The sequence below is a fragment of the Yinghuangia sp. ASG 101 genome, from assembly GCF_021165735.1.
GTDB lineage: Bacteria > Actinomycetota > Actinomycetes > Streptomycetales > Streptomycetaceae > Yinghuangia.
Genome location: NZ_CP088911.1, coordinates 4,347,462 through 4,370,421, shown reverse-complemented (window position 1 = coordinate 4,370,421; position 22,960 = coordinate 4,347,462). Strand labels below are relative to the sequence as shown.

Sequence of the window (22,960 nt, the reverse complement as noted above, 5' to 3'; positions counted from 1 at the left end):
CGCGCGAGCGCCGGGAGGGGAGCAACCGATGGCCAACACCATCAGGAGTCTGCTGTGGCACGCCGGGCCGTCGCTCGGCGCGGAAATCCTCGGGCGCCTCGGCGTTCCCGTCGCCGTCCGCGGAGCCGCGCACGGCCGCGGCCACGAGCACGTGCCACCGGCCGTGGTCGAGCACGCGCTCCGGGTCGGCGACGTCGACATCTTCGTCGGCCTGCACCAACGGTACGGAAACGGCAAACCCCCCGGCGACGTGGACGTGCTGCTGCGTCTGCTGGAGCACGACGACCCGGAGATCAACGCGTCGCTGTTCCGGCGGTCCTCGTGGCCCGCGCTCCGGGAGGCGGTGATGTCGCAGCGCCGGTTCGCCCCCGTCCCCGACCCGGAGGTCGCCGACACCCCCGTGCCGCTGAGCCCGGCGCTGCGCGAGTCGGTGCTCGCGCAGGGCGCGCGCGGCGACCTGCAGGCCGCGCTGTCCTCGGTCGACCCCGAGCTGGTGTTTCTCGCCCTCGTCAGCGGGGTCCCGGGCGGTGCCCACGGCGGTCCGAAGGCGCGGATCCGGGCCTGCACGACCCTCGCGAGGCAAGGGCGCCGGGCCCAACTGCGCCAGGTGTTCCACACCGCACCGATCGAGCTGCCGCCCGACTCCCCGCCCGAGTTGGAGCAGGAGCTGCGCGGCGCCAGGACGTACGCCCTGGTCGACGAGCTCCTGAACGCGGAGTACGGCCCGGAAGCACTGTGCACACGGCTCGCGAACGCGCGGCGGACGGCCCACGGGCGCGCCGCCGTGCGCGGCGTCCTGGAGCCGCCGTGGGCCGAGCTGGAGCGGCGGCACGCGGCCGACCCGCTGCCGTGGGGCGCCGCGGTGGCACTGCTCGAACACCCGCGCTGCCCCGCCGCGTTGCGCGCGGCACTGCTGCACACCCATCCCCGCGCGGTGCAGTCGGTCGCACGGCCCGGGCACGAGGTGCTGGCCGTCTGCCACGCGATGGGCGAGGACCAACTCACCAAGAAGGTGCTGCTGCGCGGCATCGACAGCGGCACGATCGGCCCCGAGCACCTGGTCACCGAGATCCGGCCCGCCCGGATCGCGCTGACCGCCCTCGTGCACGGGGGCCTGGGGGCCGTGGCGACCCAGGGCGCCGCGATCCGCCTGGTACGCGCCCTGCTGTCGGCCCGAAGCGCGCAGGACCCGGGCGTGTGGCGGGAGTTGTACACCGCGCTGCCCGGATTCACCGGCACCGCCGCCGAGTTGATCGCGGGTGCCGGATCCGGAGCGGCGCCCGCTCCCGACTCCGTCCCCGGCCCGGCCCTCCCGGCCCTCGGCCGACAGTCCGCGTGGGCCTACACCGCGCTCATCGACATCGCGGGGCCCGAAAGCACGCTGCCCGCGCTGGAGTTCCTCGACGACGCGCGGCTCGCCCCGCTCGCCGGCAGCCGGGAGCTGCCGCAACCGCTCGCCGAGTACGTCGTCGCACACGGCGGCCCGGTCGCCCGGCGGGTCCTCGCGGGAAACCCGGCCATCCGCGTCGACCTCCTCGACCACCTGGCGCGCGGCGGCGACCCGGCGGTCGCCGCCGCGGTCTACCGCAATCCGCGCTGCCCCCTGCCGCTGCGCCGGGCCGTCCTCGCGGCCGACGGCGGCATCGACCCCGGCCTGCGCGCCGAACTCCTCGCCGAACAACGCGCCGTCGAGCTGTGGCCGCTGCTCGCCTCGAGCGACCCGGCGCTGCTGCGGCATCTCGTGTTCGCGTGGACGGGGGAGTTCGAGCGGATCCCGAGGTTGCGCGCGGCCCACCGGATCGCCGTGCTGCACGGCCCCGAAGCCCTGCGCGGTCTGCCGGACCTCCCCGAGATCACCGCGGTCCGGGAGAGCGGTTCACCCGACGGGCTGCGCGACCTGCTGCTCGCCCACGACAAGACCTGGCTCGACCACCTGACCCAGACCCGCTACCTCCCCTATCGCCGCGAAGCCGACGGCATCCACGGCGCGCTGGCCGATCCCGGCCTGCGCTGGCCGCAGGTCGTGGACGCCGCCCGCGCCGGCGAAATCGACGAGAGCGTCCACAACGCGCTGGCCGAACGACCGGACCACCCGGTGGAGTTGGCGCGCCTGCGGGTGGCGGCGCACCAGCGGACCGGCTCCGGCGGCACCGTCGACTGCCGCGACATCGCCCGCCACCGTTCACTCGCCGCGGCGTTCCTGGAGCCGCCGGACGACGGCGTTCCCGCCGACGCCGCCGGCGTCGACGCCGCGCACCTCGACGCCCACATCCGTCCCGAGGGCCCCGACACGCGCACCGGGCCCACGGCCCCGCGACCCGCCGGGCCACCGACCGCGGCGCCGCCGTCGGCCACGACGCCCTCGACCGGTGCGACCGCACACGGAACGCGACAGAACCCGGCGTACAGTCCCGCGGGGCACCCCGCCGAAAGCCCCAGAAACACGCCCGACCGCGATCCCGCCCACGCCCCGGCGCCGACCCCCGTGCTCTGGGCCGAGGCCCCGCACGCCCTCGACACCGGTGCGCTCACCGTCGCGGAGTTCGTGGCGACCGGCGACGCCGCCTCGGTGATCGACGTATCCGGCGAATACGTCCCCGTGGCCCGGGCCGTGGCCCGCATACTCAACGACGAGCTCGGCGACGCCGTCGACGCCTGGGTGGTGCTCGCCCACCTCGTCCGCCAGCGCACCCCGGCCACCCTCGCCGAGGTCGTGGCGACCGCCCGGGCGGCGGCGTGACCGCGATGAACCACCCGCTCCTGCGCCACGCCCCGCCGCCCGTGCGGAAGGCCGCCGCCGAACGCCTGGGCATTGCCCCTCCACCGGCGCCCGACCCGCCCGTCCCGGTCGACGCCTCCGACGTCATCGCGCGGCTCCGCTCCGGCCGCGGCAAAGACCCCCGCTATGTGCTCGACGGCGTCGCGGTCGCCGACTGGGACCTGATCGTGCGCGAACACCGCCGCGCACCACTGCCGGACGCCATCGGGGCGGGCCTGGTCGCGCGCGACGACTGCCCGCCCTGGGCCGCGCTGCGCCTCGTCGTCGCCCACTCGACCAGCAGGCGCGGGCTCGCCACCGTCACCCTCACCCACGCCCTCGCGTCCGGTGCGGTGACCCCCCGTCAGGTGCTCTACGACGCCAAGCCCGGCTGGTCCGCGATGCGGGTGCTGGAGAAGTACGCGACGCGCCACGACGGGTGGCTCGCCCCGATCCGCCGCGTCCTCGACGACGCCGCCGCGCTCCTGCCCGGCGACGACCTCGACGCCTGGACGTGGCTGCTCACCCACGGCCCCCACCACCGCGGGACCTACCCCGAGCTGTGCGCGCTGGCCGGGCGGGCCGACCGGCCGCCGCCCGACTCCGGCGCGCGTCCCCCGCACTGGGACTTCGCGAATCCCGTCGGCCCGCTGTCACGCACCTCGGGGAAGACCGCGGCCAGGGTGATCGCGGGGCTCCCGCCGTCCACCATCAGCGCGTTCACCGAAACTCCGAGGCTGCCCGCGTCCGTCGTCATCCCCGCACTCCGGCGCGTCCCCGACCTGACCGGGGCGCTCGTGCGGCAGATCGACACCACGCCCGCCCACTTCGCCGCCCTGCTCCGCCTGAACGATTCGCAGGTCAACAGCGCCCTGATCCGCCACCACGACGACCCCGAGACCGCCGACGCCGTCTTCCGCACCGCCCGGCGGGACGCGCCGCGCACCGTGCCGCTGACCCCGGCCACCCGGCGCGAGCTGATGCTCGGGCACCTGCCCCCGTCGCGCCTCGCCGGCGCCGTCCACGGCCACTACCCGCAGCTGATCCGCACCGCCTTCACCACCCTGCGCCGCACCCTCGGCACCGCGCGCTGCCTGCACGGCCTCCTCGGCCTCTGGGAGACCCAGGGCCCGGCCGGCGTGCGCCACCCCGACACCGCCGAAGGGCTCGACGACGCGGTGGAGGCCGTGCGCCGCGACGCCCTCGGCGCCCACGACTCCGGCCGCGACGGGGCCGCCGTGCTGCGCGAGGCCCTCGCCCGCCACGAAGCCCCCGAGGCACTGATCGAGGAGATCCGGCGCGAACCCGACCTCGCGGCCCCGTCCTACCCGCCCGGCTTCTGGCCCGCGGCGGTCGCCGCCCACACACGCGACCCGCTGCCGAGACACGCGCTGCTCCGCCTCGCCCGCGCCCCGCACTGCCCGGCCCCCATCGGCCTGTCGGCCTGCCGCGCCGGGCACCCCCACGAACTCGGAGGCCGGTCACGCGCGTACGCGCTGACCGCCCTCACCCACCACCCGCTGCCGCCACCCGAATACATCGGCTACGGCACCGCCAACTCGTGGTGCCTCGAAGCCCTCACGCGAGGCCTGGTCGACATCCGCGAGGTCGTCGAACTCGGCCACAGCGCACGGCACCTCTTCGACCTCCTCGACACCGTGCGCGCGGTCCTCCCCGACCAGCACGCGCGAGCCGAGGCGCACATCACCGTCCTCACCGCCCGCACCCTCCGCACCGATCCCGAGGCGTGGACGGTCGCCGCCCACCTGCTCCCCGACTTCGTCGGCACACTGCCCGAATTGCTCACCACCGTCGCGGCGGTGACCGCATGACACCCCACGCCCTCGCCACCCTCCTCGACGCGGCCCACCCCGCCGCCTCCGGCACCGACGCCGCCGGACCCGCCGACCCGGCCCTCGCCGCCGCACTCGCCCGCCTGCCCACCCCCATCCGCCGCGACCTGCTCGGCACCCGCCGCCTCCCGGAGGCCCTGCTCGCCTGGGCCTTCGCGTACGCCTCGCCGGACGAACTCCTCGCACTCGCCGACAACCCGCACATCGGCCCGGACGCCCTGACGCGGCTCGCCGACACCGGCGACCCCGCCCTCCACACCCCCCTCTACCGCAACCGCCACGCCACCGACGCCCTGCGCCGCCGCCTGCTCGCCACCCACCCACTGCCCGACACGCTGCGCGCACTCCTGCTCGGCACCTCCTCCCGGCGGCTCCTCGGGCCGGCCCTCGACTGCCCCCACCCCGCACTGGCCGCACACGCCCGCGCCCACGTGACCGGCCCCCGCAACCGCAGGCCCGCGAACACACCGCAGGCGCTGTACGACTGGTTCCACGGCACCGCCCGCCGGTCCCCGAAGGCGCGCGGCCTGCTGCGCGGTCGCCGCGCGCTGTTCGACCTCGGCGCGTGGAGCGACGCCGACTGGGCGGGGCTGGTCGTCCTCCACAACCGATCGCCGCTGGACAACCCGTCGCGCCGGGTCCTGCTCGAAACCCCCGAATGCCCGCGCGCGGTCGCCCTCGCGCTCCTGCGCACCGACAGCCCCGACAACGCCGAGACCGACGACGCGTCCGACGACTCCACCGGCAGCGTGCTCGCCGCCGGCCTCGCCCGAGGAGCGTTCCGCCCGTCCGACGTCATCCACCACGCGCCGTACGCCGCACACGTGTTGCGCGCCCTCGAATCCCTCGAACGCGACGCCGACCACAACCCCGAACCCCCCGTCGCCACCGCACTCCGCGACGAACTCACCACGTTGGTACGCCGCACCCTCGGCTCCCGGCCCCGCCCCTGGCGCGCCGTTCTCGCACACCTGTCCGCGAGCGACTTCCCCGGCACGCTGCCCGCACTGTGCGCCGCCGCACTCACCGGCCCCGAACCGGAGTACCGCCGACGGCCGTGGCCGCACGAACAGCAGGTGTCGTGGTCGCCGTTCACCCACCTCCTGCGCTGCGCCGAGCCCGCCGCCCTGCCCGGCATCCTCGGCGCCCTCCACCCGCACGACCTCGGCGAACTCGCCCACTACGACACCGGCAAGCCACTCCCGGACGCCCTGGTCGACGCGTTCCTCGACCACGCGTCACCCGAGTCGGCCGACGTGTTCCTCACCCACCACGCCCACCACGACGCGACCCGGACGCGCCTGCTCATCCGCGACGACCCGGCGCTCAACGCCGCGCTGCTGCGCCGGGCCGACGTGCCGTCGCGCACGTGGTACGCCGTCGCGGCGGGCATCCCGCACGGCCCCGACCGCACGTCGCCGGTCCCCTTGCACCCCGAGACGCGGGCGGCGCTGCGCGGCGGCGTGCGCGCCAACCGCCGCGCCGACGTGGTCCGCCACGCCGTGCACACCGGGGACGCCGAGCTGATCGTCGCGGCGCTGCGCCACCCGCAGCCGGCGCTGACCACCGCGCACCAGATCACCGGCTGCCGTCGCCTGGCCGCGCTCGGCCGCGCCGACGCACTCGCCGAACTGGCCGGACGGCACGGCCCCCTGGACCCGCTCCTCGCCACCCGCATCCGCACCGCCCTCGGCGTCCACCCCACCGACGCCGCGACCCCCGCCGGCACCGGCGCGGCCGAGACAACGCACACGCCCGCCGCCGTACCGCCCGAACGCCTGCGCGCCCTCCGCCTCCAACTGCGCGCCCTCGACCGCGCCCAATGCCTGCACGACCTGCGCCACGGCTCCCTCGACGCGATCCGGGGCCAGCTGGAACGCGACGAACCCCCGCCGTGGGACGCCGTATCGGCGCTGCTCGCCGCGGGCGAACTGACCGAGCGCGCCCGCGATCTGCTCGCGGAGCGTCCCGACTGCCCGGAGGCGGTGGCGTTGACGCTGCTGGAGCGCGACCGCGGCAACACCGCCGTCCCCCTCGCCCTCGCGCCCCGGTCGCGCGCACTCGCCCTGGCGGCACTCGCCCGGCAACCGGTCGTTCCGGAGTGGTCGGCGAACGGCCCCCTGCAACCAGCCCTCACATGGTCGGTGTCCTGCCTGCGCGCCGGGACGCTCACCCCCGACGACCTCTACGCCCTCGGCCGCCCGGCGCACGCCGTTCTCGGCCTGCTGTCGGCCCTGCCCGGCGAACTCGCCCCGATCCGCGCGGCCATCGCCGCCGACCCCGCCCTCCGGGTCGCCCACGCGGCCGACATGTGGGCCGTCGCCGCCGCGCTGGTACCCGAGTTCGACGGCACGCTTCCCGAACTCCTCGCCACCGCCGCCGCGGCGGCCCTGCCCGCCGACCTCCCCACAGCGGGTACACACCCGAAACCCGCGGGGAACCTCCCGATCGGAAACTGAACAGCACCGCTCACACGTCAATTGCTTGGACGGGTGTCAGCCCCGGCTGGAACCATCGATCCACCGCCGAAAACGCGTACGAAAGGAGGTGATCGCCATGGCCTACGGCCAGACGACGAGCCCGAAACCCCTGGTCGTCCAGCTCACGGACCGCCGCGCCCTGGAAGCCTGGCAGCCCGCCGACGAGGCGGTCGTCGCGCAGGCCCGCAAGCTGAAGGAAGACGCGCTGCTCGACTTCGGCATGCAGGCCAGCGTGATCGCCTCGTGGCTCTACACCAAGTGCCACCACCAGATCCCCACCACGGCCGTCGACACCGCCGCGGTCATGGCCTCCGGAGACGGCACCTGCCTGCTCCTCTACAACCCGGACTTCTTCGTCTCCCTCGGCCTGGACGGCGTCAAGTTCGTGCTGTTCCACGAGGCGCGCCACCTCATCCAGCGGCACCTGTTCGCCGACCCCGAGCTGCGCGCCGACCCGGTGTTCACCCTCGCGGGCGAGGTGACGATCAACCACGTCGCGATGCGCCGTCTGGGCCGCACCGAGCTGCCCACGATCCGGCGTACCGACCCGGAGACCGGCGAAGAGGTCGACGAGCCCACCGGCGTCGACCCCCGCAAGGTCCACCGGCAATACGTCGACGACCTCACCGCGCAGGGCCTGGTCCCGCTGCCGTACGACGAGTTCGTCGAAACCGACGCGCTGGTCTACGCCGAGCTGAAGCGCATGAAGGACCCGCCCGTGCCGCCTCCGCTGTGCGTGCACCTGGTTCTGGGCGACGGCACCGGCGAAGACGACGGGCTCGACCCCGAGACCGTCGCGCGGATCTCGTCCGAAGTCCTGCGCGGCGTCCTGCTCTCCGCACGGCGCGGCATGCGCCTCGCCCGCGAGGAACTGCTCGAACTGCTCAAGCGCACCGACGGCGCGACCGACAACGTGTCCAAGCTGTGGGGCGACCTGGGCGCCGGGTTCCTGCGCGGCGAGACGCAGAAGACACGCCGCGTCGACTGGTGGCAGCAATGGCTGATCGACGTCCTGGCCTCGAAGCTCCGCGACGGCGAGCGGCTGGTCTACCCCAAGAAGCGCGGCGCGCTGCTCGCCACGCTCGGCCACGACCCGATGCTCGCCCGGCGCGGCCAGGAGCGCACCAAGGTGGTCGTCGTCGCGTACGACACCTCCGGCTCGATGCCCGGCCACGTCGTCGACTGGCTGACCGAACTGGTCGGCCACACCGACGGCGTCGAAGCGCACTGGCTGAGCTTCGACGGCGCGCTCATGCCGTTCAAACCGGGCGAGCGCGTCTACGGCGGCGGAGGCACCGACTTCCAACAGGTCGCCGACTACGTCGAAGGGCGCCTCTCGGTCGACGGCCGGCGCTTCGAGGAGACCGCCGACGCCGTCCTGATGCTCACCGACGGCTACGCCCCGCACATCACGCCCGCCGAACCCGACAAGTGGATCTGGCTCATCACCGAAGGCGGCGACGAGTGGCCCGAGAGCCACAACCCGCCGATGGCGTGCCACCGCGTGACCACCGGCGACCACTGAACCGCGCCGCCGGCCCCACCGCCCCCGACACGGTCCCCACCTGACCCGACCCCTGCGGATCACGGCAAGCGCGAACCGCCCCGACGGCACCCGCGGCTCGTCGCCCTGCGCCACGAAGGAATCAGATGACCATCACCGCCGACACCCCGCGGACCGGGGGCCGGACCCCGCGCTGGAAAGCCACCACCACCTTCCCCGAGCCCCCGAAGGGCTGGAAGGGGGCGTCCAAGCTCGAAGAGTTCATCGACGCGATGATCGACCTCGGCCAGACCGGGCAGATCTTCGGCGAGCACGGCATCGGCAAGACCGCGACGTTCTTCACCCACATCCCGGAGAAATACCCGGACACCGCCCTGGTGTTCGTCCCCGCCGCGAACCTCACCCCGGACGACCTGCTCGTCAACACCCCCGTACGCGACCCGCGCACCGACGAGCTGGTGCTCCGTCAGCTGATCATGCGCCAGCTGCGGCCCGGTACGAAGTTCGTGCTCCTCATCGACGACGCGCTCCAGGCCGGCGAGACGATCCAGTCGCAACTGATGCAGGTCGCCTGCAACTGGACGCTCGGCGAGTACGACCTGCGCGAACTCGGCTGCATCGGCGTCTTCCTCACCGACAACGAATCCCTCACCGAGACCGCGACGCGGCGCAGCGACCTGGCGATCCTCGACCGCATGGTGACCGTCAAGATCACCGCCACCGACACGTCGTGGCGCATCAAGCTCGCCGAGCGCTTCCCCCACACCGACCTGTCCGGCGTCTTCAAGATCTGGACGGCACTGTCGCCGACACTGCGCCAGCTTCTGTCGCCCCGCACGCTCGAACACATCCTCGACTGCGCGCTCGCGGGCTTCCCCCTGCAGTGGGGCCTGCCGCTCCTCAACGGCGAACGCCTGCGCCTGGTCGAGGCGTTGAAGGACGGCTCGACCGGCGCCGACCGCACCGACGAGACCCTGGACCGCATCGCGTCGGCCCTCGGCATCCGCAACCCGGAGCACACCCCCGACGCGGTGCGGCGCGTGGTCCGCGAGGCGGTGGCCCGCCGCTGGGCGGTCCTCATCCAGGGCCCGCCCGGATGCGGCAAGACCGAGGTCGTCCGCGAGGTGATCCGCGAGGAGCTGGGCCACGACCCGCTCTACTTCTCGCTGCCCGTCACCAACGTGGAAGACCTGTGCGCGCCCGTGCCGACCGTCGACGGCTCGCTGGACAACCTGCTCGCGGCCCGGTTCACCGCCCCCGGCGACAAGGTCATCGTGTGGGACGAATACAACCGCCCCAAGGACAAGTCCGCGTTCGCGAAGCTCATGGAGATCACCCAGGAGTGGTCGATCGCCGGGCGCCGGATCCCCGGCCTGCGGGCCCAGATAGCCCTGCAGAACCCGCCGTACCACCTCGGCCGCAAGATGCTCGTCGCCCGGAACAACATCGCGCAGGCCACCCGGTTCACCGCGTCGCTGCAGATCCAGCCGGAGGACATCCCGGCCAACGAGTGGCTGATCGCGACGTACGGCCCGATCGCCGAGACGGTCCTGGAGTGGTGGAAGTCCGACATCGACGACGAGGGCCGCGAGTGGATCACCAAGCGCACCCTGGAGCGGCTGATCAAGCTCCACCGACGCGGCATGAACCTGGAGATGGCCAAGGTCTACCTCGGTGACGGCGAGTACGCCCCCGTGCCGCTCGGCGCCCTCGAAGCGCGCCTCGCCGACAAGCCGCGCACCGGCCTCGGCGACCTGGCCGCCAACCTGGAGGTGTGGGAGCGGAAGCTCCGGGCCGGCAACGAGGTCTCGGGCGAGGGCACCAACGACACCGACGTCGTGCACCAGGTCCTCGCCAACGCCGAGCTGTCGCAGCTGCGCGAGCACATCGACACGGTCGCCCGGCTGCTGGCGTGCCTGCCCGCGAAACTGCGGTCGAGCTACCTGGTCGGGCAATCGGCCGACAAACAGCGGTTCTGGATCGACGCGTTCGCCAAGATGCCCCGCCGGTGACCCGGCCGACCCGGTGACCCCATGACGCGGTGACCCCGCGACGGCCCGGGCCGCGCCCCGTCCGACGGGCGCGGCCCCGGTCACGCGGGATGGGCCGCCGCCGCGCACAGTTCCGCGAGTTCCGGCAGCGTGCCGACGAACTCGGGCAGGAGCTGCACGAACACCGCCCACGCGTCCGGTTCGCTCCCCAGCACGTCGCGCACCTGCCCGGCGAGGGCGGCGCGCACATCCCGGGCCCGGCCGTCCGCGCACAGCACCGGCAGCGCGTCGAGGGCCCGCACGGCCGGTCGCCCCCACCGCACGATGTCCCGCGCCGGCAGCGACCGGTACCACGCGTCCGTCCCCACCGTCAGCCCGTACTCGCGCAGCCGCCGCGCCGGTTCCACCGACCATTCCGGTGCCGGCTCGTCCGACTCCTTCTTCCCGCCGCCGCGGTCCCAGCGCGCCCGCGACGCCGTGAGCCCCGCCGTGGACCCGGCCGCGAGAGCCGCGTCCACCACCTTGCGCACCTGCGCGGGAAAGGCGTCGGGCACCGAGGTGACCACACCCGCGGCGGCCTCCGGTCCGACGCGTTCCCACAGGCTCAGCACGACATCGATCAGGTCGATCCGCCGCAGCCGGGGGCGCTTGGCCAGGGCCAGGCAGACCAGCATCGGATCGCCGCACAGCGCCAGGGTCTTCGGCTCCAGGTGGTCCGGGCTCTCGACCACACGGCGGCGCATCTCCTCGTCCACGCCCCGCCTCGGCCCGCCGCCCGGCCGGATGCCCGCCAGGATCTCGCCGCGCAGCGCCGCGGTCAGGCCCGCCCGGTTCCACACGAGCCGCCGGTCCAGCTCGATGTCGTCGTACGTCCGGACGCGCTGCGCCTGTTCGTCCCGCAGGTGCTGGTGCGCGGCGACCTTGCCGAGCAGGACGCGGTCCCCGGTGTCGTGCGCGAGTTCCAGCAGATCGGCGGGTATCGGCGCGTCCCCCTGGATCAGGTCGTCCTTCGTCCGCGCGTCGAGATGCGGGAGCAGCGTCCGGATGTCGGCCGCGGGCAGGCGCCGGATCAGGAACAGCAGCGCCGGACGCGCCTTGCCCGGCGGCTCGATACGCGGCCCCGGTGCCGCGGGGGCGTCCCCGCGCATGTCGGCGATGCCGTCGAGCAAGGCGGTCAGCGGAGTCGCCGCGGCCCCCAGGCTCGCCGCGAGCCGCGCCCACGCGCCCGGATCGGCGCCGACGGTCCGCGCGAGCAGCGGGCGCAGCAGCGCGTCCGCCGCGTCCCGGTCGGGAAAGCCGGGCACGCGCGAGCGCACCAGCCGGGCGAGCGTCTGCACCGCGACCAGCGCGGGCCGCACACGGCCGCACAGGTCCTGCGGGGTGACCGCGCCGCGGCCCAGCGCGGTCGCGGCCTCGGCTTCCAGCGCCGTCACCGATTCCCACGGCTCGTCCAGGCGCGACGGCAGCGCCGACAGCTTTTGCGCCCGCTTCGCGGTCCACGGGAGTGCGGGGTCGACCGTCGGCACCCGGGCCGTGTAGGCGAGCAGCGGGTGCGCCCGCAGCAGGCCGAGCGCGCGGTCCGGCGGACACTCGGCGTCCCGCAGGATCGCGGCGGCCGTCGCCGGGTCGACCGTCGCGGGTGCCTCGTCCGCGGCCCGCACCGCGTCCGCGCCGGGCGCCTCCGCGCCCTCGCCGGTGTCGTCCCGGGCGGACGGCGGCGCCCACACGCGGCTCGTGGTCTCGTCGGCGGGCGGCGAGAACACCGCGCGCACCACCGGCTGTCCGCCCGCCGCGATCAGCGCGATCAGCTGATCCGGTGTCAGGCAGAGGTTCCTGGCGAGCGCCGCCCGCCGCGCGTCGTCGCCGTGGTCCGCGATCGACGCCACGAACGCGTCGGGCAGCGCGACCGAGCGCCGCAGCACCGCGTCGAGCTCGCCGGGCGGCAGCGCGGCGGCCACCCGCGCGACCACGCGCGCCGCCGCGTCGGGGTCGTGTTCCGCCGACGTCGCGAGGAGCAGCTGCAAAAACGGGGCGGGCGGTGCGGTGCTCATGTCTCCCCCGATCGGGCGCCGAATCGGGGCCAGATTATGGGGCGCGCCGGCCCCGGGCGCGGGCACCCCGGACCCCCGGGGCCGACCTCCACCGCCAGCCATTCGCACTATTTATCGGCAAACATCCTTTTAGCCCCTTCGGCCGAACCGCGTCACCCCCGCGTCCGGGGCCCGTCCGATCCGCCCCACACCCGGATTGGCACAACGAGTACGCCATGCTGGGGACCGTCGGCACCCGCGCCCCGGTAGGGTGGCCCCTGTGATCTTCAAGCGGATCGGTGACGGCAAGCCGTACCCGGACCACGGGAGGTCGGGTGCCCGCCAGTGGGCCGACATCGCCCCGCGGCCGGTGCGTCTGGACCAGCTCATCACGACCAAACGGCAGCTCGACCTGGACACTCTCCTGGCCGAGGACTCGACGTTCTACGGCGATCTCTTCGCCCACGTCGTCAAGTGGCAAGGCGACCTCTATCTGGAGGACGGCCTGCACCGCGCGGTACGGGCGGCCCTGCAACAGCGCCAAGTCCTGCATGCCCGCGTGCTCGAACTGGGCTGAACCGGGCCGGGCCCGACCGGACCGACCGGCCCCGGGAGGGCACGGCCGGGCGCGCCGGGACCGGCGCGCCATCACCCGTCGGGGCTCGCCCGGACGGCCTAACGGAACCCGGTCGCGCGCGTCGCGTCCCCGCGCGGACTCGCGCAGGTCGGCATTAGTCTCGGCTGCACCGCACCGGGGCCAACGCCGGGTTCCAGTGCGCTTGCCCTGACCAAACGGCCGAGGGTGCGAGGAGGATGGGGGCGTCTATGAGCATGCTCACTCCCCGTGGCATGCGGGGTCAGTACAAGATCACCGGCAAGCTGTACCCGCGGATGACCCACCGTCGCCGCAAGTGGCCGATCGTCGTCGCCTGCCTGGTCGCGGTCGCCGTGCTCGGCACCGGCGCGTGGGCGTTCCACCACTACTCGCAGGACGACGCGAAGACCGCCGCCACCGCGCCGAGTTGCACGCCCACCCCCTCCGGCGCCGCGGCACCCGGCACCCAGGCCGTCGCGCAGAACACCCTCCCCCCGGACCTGCCGCCCGCCAACACCATCACGATCAACGTCTACAACTCCACCGACCGCACCGGTCTGGCCAAGAGCGTCGCCGACGAACTCAAGGCGCGGGGCTTCCTCGTGGGCACCGTCGCCAACGACCCGCTCCGGGGCCGCGACGCACCGAGCATGCCCGGCCCCGGCGAACTGCGCACGGGCGTCCCCGGCAAGACGCCGTCGCTCGTCGTGGGCGCCCACGCGACGGGCTTCACGACCCGCGAGGACGCCCGCACCGACGCGACCGTCGACCTCGTCCTCGGCGAGGCCTTCCAGGCCCTCGCCGCCCCCGAGGCCGCGACCGCCGCCCTGGCCCCGGCGACCCCCGGCCCCGCGAACCCCGCCGCCCCCGCGGGCTGCTGACCCCGGCCCCCGCACACCCCCGCACAACGAACGCCGAGGGCCCCGACCGGAATCCGGTCGGGGCCCTCGTACTTCCTGCTTCAGAGCGGTAGCGGTGGGATTTGAACCCACGGAGGAGTTGCCCCCTCACACGCTTTCGAGGCGTGCTCCTTAGGCCGCTCGGACACGCTACCGAGGGAGAGCCTACCCGACGCCGCCCTGTGCCTTGAAATCGGTTTCACGGAAGAAGTCCCGCAGGACCGCGCCGCACTCGTCCTCCAGGACACCCGACAGCACCTCGGGGCGGTGGTTGAGGCGACGGTCGCGCAGGATGTCCCACAGCGAGCCGGCCGCGCCGGCCTTCTCGTCCCAGGCGCCGAAGACGACGCGGTCGACGCGGGACAGGACGATGGCGCCCGCACACATCGCGCAGGGCTCCAGCGTGACCACCAGGGTGCAGCCGGACAGCCGCCACGCGCCGACCGCCCGGGCCGCGTCGCGCAGGGCGACCACCTCGGCGTGCGCCGTGGGGTCGCCGTACGCCTCGCGCTCGTTGCGGCCCCGGCCCACGACCGCGCCGCCGCGGTCGAGGACGACGCAGCCGATCGGCACGTCGCCGGTGGCCGGGGCGAGACGCGCCTCGTCGAGGGCGAGGCGCATCCAGGGTTCGTACCTCGTCCGGACCGGGCCGCGGCGGTCCCGGTCCGGACGTGTCGGCGGCACCGTCAACGCACGGTCTCCAGCTCGTCCGCGCAGCCGAGCCGTTCGGCGATGACGATCAGCGCGTCGGCGGGCAGCCGCCCGCCGACGAGGTCGCCGAGTTCTTCGGGGTCGACGCCGAAGTCCGCCAGCACGGCTTCGTCGCCGGCCGGGCCGGTGGGGGGCGCCTCCTCGTCGTCGTCCGGGTCGTGGCCCAGCACGTCGGCGGTCAGCAGGGTGTCGCCGTACGCGCTGCGGGCGACCGCGGCGGTGTCGGAGACGTAGATGCGTGGATCGTCCTCACCGTCCACGCGGATGACGGCGAACCAGGTGTCCTCCTGTTCCAGGAGCAACACGACCGGTTCCTCGTCGACCGACGAGGCGCGCGCGAGATCGGCGATCCCTTCGAGGTCGTCGACATCGTCGAGGTCGACCTCTTGCGCCTCCCATTGATGCTCAGTGCGCACAAGCACTGCGGCGAAGTACGCCACCTGACTCTCCCAGGTCGTCAGACTCGGCGCGGCCCAGGTTCTTGGTCCGCGCGCCCTGCCGTGTGGTCGTATCCCCACCGTCCCCGGCTCGTGCGCCGGGACCAGCGGGCCCGGAACCACGGATGTGCTTCCCTCACGCATCGTGGCAGAAACGAGGGTGCCACCGCGTGGATTGCGGCGCCGGGACATGTGCGTCGCCACCGTTCGCACGGGGGCGGTCAGTAGCGGAAGGTGCGCATGCGCATCATCTGGCGCAACCGGGCGGTACGCGTGCGACGCGGCTGGATGCGCTCGCGCAGCTCGTGCGCCTCCGCCAGCTCGCGCAGGAACAGCGCACGACGACGGCGGCGTTCGGCGTCGGTCTCCTTCGGACGGGCCTCGGGCGCGCGCACGGCGGACTCGACGCCGGAGAACAGCGGACCGGACGGCTCGGGCCCCTCCTCCGGCGCGCCGGTGGGGACGGCGGGCGGCAGGCCCGGGAGATCGGGGGCTCCCCGCGGCCGGGACGGCTCGGCGAGGCCCGACGCGGTGCCGGATTCCCCGGTCGGCGGCGTGCCTGTCCCCGCGGCCGGCGGCGTGGCCCGGCCGGGTGCCGCGGCCCCGGGAGCGCCCGGTGGCGGGAGCGCCGCGGTGGCCGAGGCTCCCTCAGGGCCCGTCGACCGTGCCGCGGACTGCCGTTTGGGCCGACGCGCGGCCGGTGCGGACGCGCCGGTGCCCGACGTACGCGCGGACGTGCGCCCGCGCGCCCGTGCGGTCTTCCCCGCCGTCTTCGACGCCTGTGGGGCCGCCTGCCCCGGCTGCTTCGCCGCCCGTTCGGACGGCTTTTTCGCCGCCCGCTTCGCCGGGCGTTTCGCTGCCGGTTTCGCGGCCGGTTTCGCCGAGCCCTCCGGAGCCGACTTCGCGACGGGCTTCGCGACGGGCTTCGCGACGGGTTTCGAGGCGCCCTCCGAAACCGCCCCCTCGGCGGATGGCGACGCGCCCTCGGACGGGCCTTTCGGCGCCGTGCGCGGTGCCTTCCGTGCGCCCTCCCGCGTACGCTCCGGAGCCGCCGACTCCGGGCGGCCGTCCCGTGCCGTCCGCGGGCTCGTGCGCGGTCGTGGCTCGGAACCGCTCCCGCGGCCCGCGGACCGGCCGCCGGATATCGCACGGGCCGGCCTCGCCGCCGCCGGGGGATCGGGCGCACCGGAGCCGCGGTGCGGCGCGCACCGCTGCTCATCGGTCGCGTCGCTGCGCCTCGGCTTCTGCCCCATGGGGTCCCCTCGCGGTCGCGCTCTGGTCGATCCGGCTCCTTTAAACGTGCCCACTCAGCGGGTTTTACGCCACCGTAGGGCGGTTGGGGCGGCTTTCGGGCGGCGGCTACTGTCTCGTCATGCGGATTCACGTCGTCGATCACCCCCTCGTCGCCCACAAGCTGACCGCGCTGCGCGACGAGCGCACGGACTCGCCGACGTTCCGGCGCCTGGCCGACGAACTCGTCACGCTGCTCGCGTACGAGGCGACCCGCGACGTGCGCGTGGACCCCGTCGGCCTGCGGACGCCCGTGGCCGCGACAACGGGGGTGAAGCTCTCGTACCCCCGGCCCCTCGTGGTGCCGATCCTCCGGGCCGGCCTGGGGATGCTGGACGGCATGGTGCGGCTGCTGCCGACCGCCGAGGTCGGGTTCCTCGGCATGATCCGCGACGAGGGCACGCTGCAGCCGTCGACGTATGCCACGCGCATGCCGGAGGGCCTCGCCGGGCGGCAGGCGTTCGTCCTCGACCCGATGCTGGCCACCGGCGGCACTCTCGTCACCGCCGTGCGGCTGCTGATCGAGCGCGGCGCGCGGGACGTCACCGCGCTGTGCCTGCTCGCCGCGCCGGAGGGCGTCGACGCGATGCGACGGGCGTTCGACGACGCGCCCGTCCCCGTCTCCGTGGTCACCGCGTCGGTCGACGAGCGGCTGAACGAGCGCGGCTACATCGTCCCGGGACTCGGCGACGCGGGCGACCGGTTGTACGGGACGGCCTGACCGTACGCCGTCCGGGGGAGCGCGCGGGATGCGCGGACGCGCGCCTCGGCGCATGCTGGAGGGAGTGCCCGGGGCTGGGCAGGAGCTCCGCCGGCACCCCGGGACTCCGGACCGATGTCTGCGACGGTTTTCGACCCACCGTCGCGCCGGACGGGTCCCCTTTGGGGAAGAGGGAGCGACCGATCCCCCGCGGGCCGCTCCCTCTTCTTGCGTTTTCCGGGCTCATTCCCGCATGTATTTTCCGTGATATTCGCCGCATTAACGGACATAACAATCGCATGGCCTCGGCCCAGGTGCGCCGAAACGGCGTGGACGCTCGCCGCAATCCGCGGGGACCGGTATCAATGAGGGTGAGCGCTTTCGGCGGCGTTCCCAGGGGAGGCGGGGCGATGCAGGTGCAGGCCAAGAAGATTGTCGGCGTGCTGCTCATAACCTTCGTCGTCTATACGATCATCGCCACCCCGGACAAGGCGTCCGACCTCATCGCCCAGTGGTTTTCCGCGATCTCGTCGTCCTGTAAATGGGTCGGCAATGAGATCGCCGATCTTGCGGGCTGACAATTCCGACAAACCCCAACTCAAGCCCACGAAACCACGCCGCGAAACCGACGCCGCCGATGCTCGACCCCTCGATAAAACCGAAGACCGTGCGGCGCTACCTGCTCCCCGGCGAGAAATGCCTCGTCGCGGTCCGCAGGCACTGGTCGGTGCTCATCCGCCCGCTGTCCGCCGCGGTCGGCGCGGCGGCCCTCGTCATCGCGATGGCCCTGTACTTCCCGGCGGAACACGTCGTCGTCCACCTCCTGCTGTGGCCGGTCCTGGTCGCCGCGACGCTGTGGGGCGCCTGGCACGTCCTCGTTTGGCGGCACGACTACCTCTTCGTCACCGACCGGCGCGTCATGGTGACCACCGGCGTGCTGACCCGGCGCGTGCTCATGCTGTCGCTGGCCAAGGTGACCGAGCTGAAATTCCAGCGCTCGCTCGGGGGGCGAATACTCGGCCACGGCACCCTCATCCTGGAATCCGACGTCACCGAGGACGCCCTCAAGGAGGTGGAGTATGTTCCGTGGCCGGATACGATCTACGTCCGGATGTGCGACCTCCTGTTCGAAGCCGAGGAATGAGCGATGATCCGTCACCTGGTGCTGTTCAAGCTCAACGAAGGCGTCGGGCGCGACGAACCCCGCGTGGTCGCGGCGGCCGAGGCCTTCGCGGCGCTCGGCCCCGTCATCCCGGAGCTCAAGAGCTGGCAGTGCGGCTGGAACATCACCGTGCGCGACATCGCGTACGACTACGCGATCGCCTGCGACGTCGAGGACACCGACGCGCTCGCCCGCTACCTGTCGCACCCCGACCACCAGGCCGCCGCCGCCCGGTGGCGCGAGTTCGCCACCTGGGTCATCGCCGACCTGGAGAGCTGACCCCAACACGCGCCCGGCACGCCTGAATCGCTCAACTCGCGGGTAACATCAGGGATATCACCCCGACCCGTCGGTAACTTGCAAACTTTTCCGGGCCGTTCCGCCACGGGTTTTGCCCGCTTCATCACCTGTTGCCCCGGCGGCTGCGCCCGAGTTGATGCGGTTCACCTGACAAATCCGTGATGTCGCAAGGGGTTTGGGAGCCGCCCGCGCCGGTATGTGGGTAGCGAACGACGGCTGCCCGGAATCCAGCGGGCGGTCGGCCAGGTTCGGCTCCGATCAGGAGGTGGGCTGTCCCGTGCTGCTTCGCGACGCGTCCGCGGCGGATGTCACCAAGGTGGATCCCGCGACCCCGACTGTTACCGTGCCTCCGGCCCGCGCCGGCGAGACGTCCGGGGGTTCCCCGTCGGCCGAAACGGCCGACGGCGCCCCGGGCGCGATCCCGGCCGGAATCCCGGCACCTCGCACCACCGACGCAACGCCCGCGGCACCGGCCGGCTCGGCGACCACCGACTCCGCCGGCGGCACCGCCGCCGCGACAGCGGGCCTCGACACCCGCGCCCTGTCCCGCACCCTCCTGCTGCGGCTCACCGAGGTCGAGGAGGGCTCGCCCGAGCACGCGTACGTGCGCGGCACCCTCGTCGAACTCAACCTCCCCCTGGTCCGGTTCGCGGCCAACCGCTTCCGCAGCCGCACCGACCAATACGAAGACGTCCTCCAGGTCGGCACGATCGGCCTCATCAAGGCCATCGACCGCTTCGACCCGCACCGCGGCGTCGAGTTCCCGACCTACGCCGTGCCGACCATCATCGGCGAGATCAAGCGGTTCTTCCGCGACACCTCGTGGAGCGTCCGCGTCCCCCGCCGCCTCCAGGAGCTGCGCCTCGCACTCGCCGAGGCCACCGAGGAGTTCTCGCACAAACACGACCGCGCGCCGACGGTCGTCGAACTCGCCGACCACCTGGGCATGTCCGTCGAGGAGATCCTGGAGGGCATGGAGGCCGCGAACGCCTACTCGCCCGCCTCACTCGACGCCCACGACCTCGACGACGACCGCGACAACGCGCTCATTGCCCGCCTCGGCCAGGAGGACGAAGCCCTCGACGGCGTCGAATACCGCGAGGCGCTGCGCCCGCTGCTGGCCCGTATGCCACCGCGCGACCGGCAGATCATCATGCTGCGGTTCTTCGGCAACATGACGCAGTCTCAGATCGGCGAACGGCTCGGCATCTCGCAGATGCACGTGTCCCGCCTGCTGGCCCGGGCACTGGCCCGACTGCGCGCGGACCTGTCGGCCTGACCGGTCCCCGTCCGCCGGTCAGCCGTCGGAACCGTCGTACCGGGCGAGCAACAGGGCGATGTCGTCCCCCAGTTCCCCGGTACGCCGGGCGATGAGGTGCCCCGCGAGACCGTCCGGGCTCATGCCCCGGCCGTCCTCCAGGGTCGCCAGCATCCACGCCACGCCCTCGTCGAGGCTGAGGCCCCGCGACTCGACGAGGCCGTCCGTGCACAACACCAGCACATCGCCGCGCCGCAACACCAACTCGGTGACGGGATAACGCGCACCGGTGTCGATGCCGAGCGGCAACCCGCCGGGAACATCAACCTGGCGCACGCCCGCCCGCTCGACCAGTACCGGGTGCTGGTGCCCGGCACGGACGACCAGGGCGCGCCCCGACGAGGGATCGAACTCGGCGTACGCACACGTCGCGAACAAGTCCGTGCCCAGCCCCGCCGTCAACGCGTTCGTGCGCCGCACGACCTCGCCCGGCTCGTGGCCCTCGACCGCGTACGCCAGCACCGCCGTCCGCAGAATGCCCATGATCGCCGCCGCGTCCACCCCGTGCCCCTGCACGTCGCCGATCACCAGCCCGGCGCGGCCCTCCGGCAGCGCGATCACGTCGTGCCAGTCCCCGCCGACCTGCATCCCCACGGTCGCGGGCAGGTAGCGCGTCGCGATCGTCAGACCCGGGATCCGCGTCGGCCGCCCCGGCAGCAGCCCGCGCTGCAACCCGGACGACATCGCGTGCTCGTCGTCGTAGCGCCGCGCCCGGTGCAGCGCCCGGGCCAGCAGCGCACGCATCTGCCCGAGGAACCGGAAGTCGTCCGGACCGAAATCGCGCTCCCGGTTGTACGACAGCACCGCCGAGCCCACGACCTCCCCCGACGCCACCAGCGGCAGGAACACCCACGCGTGCCGCCCCGACGCGCCCGCCAACTCGTGCAGGTGCGGATAGCGGCGCACGTACTCCGCACGCGACGTGATCGCGAACGCGCTGCGCCGCCGCACCACTTCGACGAACGGCGCGTTCTCCCCCAGATCCCACGCGGGGTGTTCGCCCGCCGTCTGGGGCGAATAGCCGACATGCCCGATGACCCGCAGCCGCCCGCCCTGGACCATCCCGATGACCAGGCCGTCCGCCCCGCACACCGCCGGCAGCCGACGCGCCGCGCGCACGACGTCGTCCACCGTCAGCGACTCCGCCAACGCCGCGGTCAGCAATTGGACGCGTGCCTGCCGCGCCGCCGTGACCTGCGCGGCCTCCCGCTGCCGCGCGGCGTCGCGGTATTCGTCGGTGATGTCGACGCAATAGAGCACCATCTGACCGCGCCACGGATGCACGCGGACCTGGAACCACCGGTCGTCACCGGGCATGTGCAGCGTGACCGTCTGGGGGCGGCGCTCCTGAAGCGCGGTGAACAACTCGCGCCCCCAGCTCTCGCTGTACGCCTCCGGAAGGAGCGCGTGCAGCGCCCGGCCCAGGATCTCGGCGCGAGGACGGCCGAACATCTGCGCGCCGGCGGCGTTGCAGTACACCACCCGCCACTCCTCGTCGACGGCCACCACCATCGCCTCGACGTCCTCGACCTGCCGCGCGAGGTTGACCCGCAGGTCCGAGGCCTCGGTGACGTCGGTGACCACCCCCCGCATCCGGTGCGTCCCGCCGCCGCCGGACGGCACGACGCTGCCCCGCATCTCCACCCAGCGGTAGACCGCGTCCGCACCGAGCACCCGCTGCCCGGAGCTGAACGGGCCGCCGGTGGCGAACGCCTCCGCGAGATGCATGCGGAACACCGGGTAGTCGGCGGGGTGCAGCAGGCACAGCACCGGCTCGATCGGGCCCACGTACGGGATGTCCTTGCCGAGCAGCCGGGACAACCGCGCGTCGAGCGCGATGCGCCCGGTCTCCAGATCCCAGTCGAACGTCCCGGTGCCGGCCGCGTCGAGCGCCGCCAGCGTGGCCCGCAGGCGCGCCGCCGTCCGGGAACGCCGGGTGCGGCGACCGGGACGCGGTGCCGACCGTGCGGCGGTCGCGCCCGCGTCCTCGCCGAGGACGCCCGCGGCGTCCCGCGAGGCCGCCACCGCGGCGGTCAGGGACGCGGTCGGCTCGCGCCGGAACGGCTCCGCGCGCGGCAGCTCGGCCACCGCGGCGATCCGCTCGCCGATCCGCGCCGCACACCCGCCAAGCCGTTCGACCAGCTCCGGCCCCAACGGCATCGGGTCCCGGAAGGCGACCGTGAGCACCCCGAGCGGCTTCTCCTCCGCGACCGGCGCCGCGTCATCTCCCGAGCCGTCCTCGGCGGCGGGGACGGTGACCGGGACGCAGACGCAGGCCCCGGCGAGGTCGCCCCAGGTCTGCCGCTCCCGGCGCGGATAGCGGGCCGCGCCACCGGCCGGGTCCTCGACCGTGACGACCCGCTGCCGCCGCAGCGCCTCGGTGACCGGCAGGTTCTCGTCGACCAGGACACGGCACCACAGGTGGGAGAAGGTCGGCTGCCCCGCGGACTCGTCGACCAGCCCGGCGACGCCGCGCAACTCGCCGATGTCCTCGTGCCACAGGTGCACGTGCACGACGGTGACCGGCGACTCCTCGCCGCACATCTCGGCGATCCCGGTGAGCTGCGGCTCCAACAGGGCCTGGAGCCCCGGCCACGACCACGCGGGCCGCAGGGCCGCGGCCGGACCGCGGGCAGCCCTGTCCGCGGGGGAGCCCTCCGCGCCGCAGGGCGTCTCCTTCGGCCGGGTCCGGGGCGCCCCCGGACCGCCCTTCCCCCGCTTGACCCCCATGCGGTGCCTCCTCGGTGCTCCCCGCGCCGCCGTGGCCCGCGCGCCGCGCGCCGCACGGGCCGCGGGCCGTCCCCCAAGAGCGAAAGCGTACGCCGGGTCGTACCCCCGGGAATCACGCGGTGCCGCGGCTTTGTCGCGCAAGGTTACGGGGTGGATACCGAAACTGTTGGACAACACACCTATAGCAATAGCCGCCGCTTCA

17 protein-coding genes and 1 tRNA gene are annotated in these 22,960 nt (G+C 73.9%); 12 read left to right on the top strand and 6 right to left on the bottom strand.

The window, feature by feature from the left end; genetic code table 11:
- The first annotated feature begins 28 nt into the window (after nt 1–28).
- The 5 genes from LO772_RS18700 to LO772_RS18680 all read left to right on the top strand — a co-directional run bounded on the left by LO772_RS18700 (nt 29) and on the right by LO772_RS18680 (nt 10,607).
- On the top strand, nt 29–2,740 hold the full coding sequence (locus LO772_RS18700) for a hypothetical protein (protein ID WP_231773167.1): 2,712 nt from the start codon (nt 29–31) through the stop codon (nt 2,738–2,740).
- Nucleotides 2,737–4,590, top strand: coding sequence for a hypothetical protein (locus tag LO772_RS18695; RefSeq protein WP_231773166.1), 1,854 nt, complete (start codon nt 2,737–2,739; stop codon nt 4,588–4,590). Before LO772_RS18700 ends, LO772_RS18695 begins: the two co-directional genes overlap by 4 nt.
- A complete protein-coding gene (locus LO772_RS18690; protein WP_231773165.1) occupies nt 4,587–7,070 on the top strand; it encodes a hypothetical protein in 2,484 nt (827 codons plus the stop codon). The genes LO772_RS18695 and LO772_RS18690 overlap by 4 nt, the downstream gene beginning before the upstream one ends.
- A 97-nt stretch (nt 7,071–7,167) precedes the next feature.
- Nucleotides 7,168–8,616, top strand: a complete 1,449-nt coding sequence (locus LO772_RS18685; protein WP_231773164.1) for a DUF2201 family putative metallopeptidase — start codon at nt 7,168–7,170, stop codon at nt 8,614–8,616.
- A 125-nt stretch (nt 8,617–8,741) separates the two neighbouring features.
- Nucleotides 8,742–10,607 carry an AAA family ATPase gene (locus LO772_RS18680; RefSeq protein ID WP_231773163.1) on the top strand — a complete coding sequence of 622 codons (1,866 nt, stop codon included), beginning with the start codon at nt 8,742–8,744 and terminating at the stop codon, nt 10,605–10,607.
- An 80-nt stretch (nt 10,608–10,687) separates the two neighbouring features.
- Here the strand turns inward: LO772_RS18680 and LO772_RS18675 are convergent, their stop codons facing one another.
- On the bottom strand, nt 10,688–12,637 hold the full coding sequence (locus LO772_RS18675; RefSeq protein WP_231773162.1) for a hypothetical protein: 1,950 nt from the start codon (nt 12,635–12,637) through the stop codon (nt 10,688–10,690).
- A gap of 259 nt (nt 12,638–12,896) precedes the next feature.
- Between LO772_RS18675 and LO772_RS18670 the strand changes: the two genes are divergently transcribed.
- Together LO772_RS18670 and LO772_RS18665 are read left to right on the top strand one after the other, a co-directional pair.
- On the top strand, nt 12,897–13,193 hold the full coding sequence (locus tag LO772_RS18670) for a type II toxin-antitoxin system VapB family antitoxin (protein WP_020556786.1): 297 nt from the start codon (nt 12,897–12,899) through the stop codon (nt 13,191–13,193).
- A gap of 248 nt (nt 13,194–13,441) precedes the next feature.
- Nucleotides 13,442–14,092 carry a LytR C-terminal domain-containing protein gene (locus LO772_RS18665; RefSeq protein WP_231773161.1) on the top strand — a complete coding sequence of 217 codons (651 nt, stop codon included), beginning with the start codon at nt 13,442–13,444 and terminating at the stop codon, nt 14,090–14,092.
- Nucleotides 14,093–14,178: 86 nt separating this feature from the next.
- On the opposite strand, the gene LO772_RS18660 is transcribed toward LO772_RS18665, so the two are convergent.
- From LO772_RS18660 to LO772_RS18645, 4 genes are all read right to left on the bottom strand, one after another.
- Nucleotides 14,179–14,265, bottom strand: a tRNA-Ser gene (locus LO772_RS18660).
- Between the two features lie 10 nt (nt 14,266–14,275).
- Nucleotides 14,276–14,731 carry a tRNA adenosine(34) deaminase TadA gene (gene tadA / locus LO772_RS18655; protein WP_231773160.1) on the bottom strand — a complete coding sequence of 152 codons (456 nt, stop codon included), beginning with the start codon at nt 14,729–14,731 and terminating at the stop codon, nt 14,276–14,278.
- A 65-nt stretch (nt 14,732–14,796) separates the two neighbouring features.
- On the bottom strand, nt 14,797–15,243 hold the full coding sequence (locus tag LO772_RS18650) for a tRNA adenosine deaminase-associated protein (RefSeq protein WP_231773159.1): 447 nt from the start codon (nt 15,241–15,243) through the stop codon (nt 14,797–14,799).
- Between the two features lie 236 nt (nt 15,244–15,479).
- Nucleotides 15,480–15,653: a hypothetical protein gene (locus LO772_RS18645; RefSeq protein ID WP_231773158.1), complete on the bottom strand. Its 174-nt coding sequence runs from the start codon at nt 15,651–15,653 to the stop codon at nt 15,480–15,482.
- 977 nt (nt 15,654–16,630) lie between these two features.
- Here LO772_RS18645 and upp point away from each other — a divergent pair.
- From upp to LO772_RS18620, 5 genes are all read left to right on the top strand, one after another.
- Nucleotides 16,631–17,269, top strand: coding sequence for a uracil phosphoribosyltransferase (gene upp / locus LO772_RS18640; protein WP_231773157.1), 639 nt, complete (start codon nt 16,631–16,633; stop codon nt 17,267–17,269).
- A gap of 278 nt (nt 17,270–17,547) precedes the next feature.
- Nucleotides 17,548–17,826 (top strand): hypothetical protein, encoded by a 279-nt coding sequence (locus LO772_RS18635; RefSeq protein WP_231773156.1) that lies wholly within the window; start codon nt 17,548–17,550, stop codon nt 17,824–17,826.
- Nucleotides 17,827–17,885: 59 nt separating this feature from the next.
- Nucleotides 17,886–18,392, top strand: a complete 507-nt coding sequence (locus tag LO772_RS18630; protein ID WP_231773155.1) for a PH domain-containing protein — start codon at nt 17,886–17,888, stop codon at nt 18,390–18,392.
- 3 nt (nt 18,393–18,395) lie between these two features.
- Nucleotides 18,396–18,689, top strand: a complete 294-nt coding sequence (locus tag LO772_RS18625; protein ID WP_231773154.1) for a Dabb family protein — start codon at nt 18,396–18,398, stop codon at nt 18,687–18,689.
- Nucleotides 18,690–19,053: 364 nt separating this feature from the next.
- A complete protein-coding gene (locus tag LO772_RS18620; protein WP_443089460.1) occupies nt 19,054–19,989 on the top strand; it encodes an RNA polymerase sigma factor SigF in 936 nt (311 codons plus the stop codon).
- Between the two features lie 18 nt (nt 19,990–20,007).
- Here LO772_RS18620 and LO772_RS18615 read toward each other — a convergent pair whose 3' ends face one another.
- The gene (locus LO772_RS18615) at nt 20,008–22,758 is read right to left on the bottom strand and encodes a SpoIIE family protein phosphatase (RefSeq protein WP_231773152.1); all 2,751 of its coding nucleotides are present in this window, start codon (nt 22,756–22,758) and stop codon (nt 20,008–20,010) included.
- Between the last annotated feature and the right edge of the window lie 202 nt (nt 22,759–22,960).

Bases quoted from the DNA above. Each gene is read 5' to 3' on its own strand.
- LO772_RS18700 (WP_231773167.1), top strand. From the start codon at position 29: ATGGCCAACACCATCAGGAGTCTGCTGTGGCACGCCGGGCCGTCGCTC.
- LO772_RS18690 (WP_231773165.1), top strand. From the start codon at position 4,587: ATGACACCCCACGCCCTCGCCACCCTCCTCGACGCGGCCCACCCCGCC.
- LO772_RS18685 (WP_231773164.1), top strand. From the start codon at position 7,168: ATGGCCTACGGCCAGACGACGAGCCCGAAACCCCTGGTCGTCCAGCTC.
- LO772_RS18680 (WP_231773163.1), top strand. From the start codon at position 8,742: ATGACCATCACCGCCGACACCCCGCGGACCGGGGGCCGGACCCCGCGC.
- LO772_RS18675 (WP_231773162.1), bottom strand. From the start codon at position 12,637: ATGAGCACCGCACCGCCCGCCCCGTTTTTGCAGCTGCTCCTCGCGACG.
- LO772_RS18665 (WP_231773161.1), top strand. From the start codon at position 13,442: ATGAGCATGCTCACTCCCCGTGGCATGCGGGGTCAGTACAAGATCACC.
- tadA (WP_231773160.1), bottom strand. From the start codon at position 14,731: ATGCGCCTCGCCCTCGACGAGGCGCGTCTCGCCCCGGCCACCGGCGAC.
- upp (WP_231773157.1), top strand. From the start codon at position 16,631: ATGCGGATTCACGTCGTCGATCACCCCCTCGTCGCCCACAAGCTGACC.
- LO772_RS18635 (WP_231773156.1), top strand. From the start codon at position 17,548: ATGGCCTCGGCCCAGGTGCGCCGAAACGGCGTGGACGCTCGCCGCAAT.
- LO772_RS18630 (WP_231773155.1), top strand. From the start codon at position 17,886: ATGCTCGACCCCTCGATAAAACCGAAGACCGTGCGGCGCTACCTGCTC.
- LO772_RS18625 (WP_231773154.1), top strand. From the start codon at position 18,396: ATGATCCGTCACCTGGTGCTGTTCAAGCTCAACGAAGGCGTCGGGCGC.
- LO772_RS18615 (WP_231773152.1), bottom strand. From the start codon at position 22,758: ATGGGGGTCAAGCGGGGGAAGGGCGGTCCGGGGGCGCCCCGGACCCGG.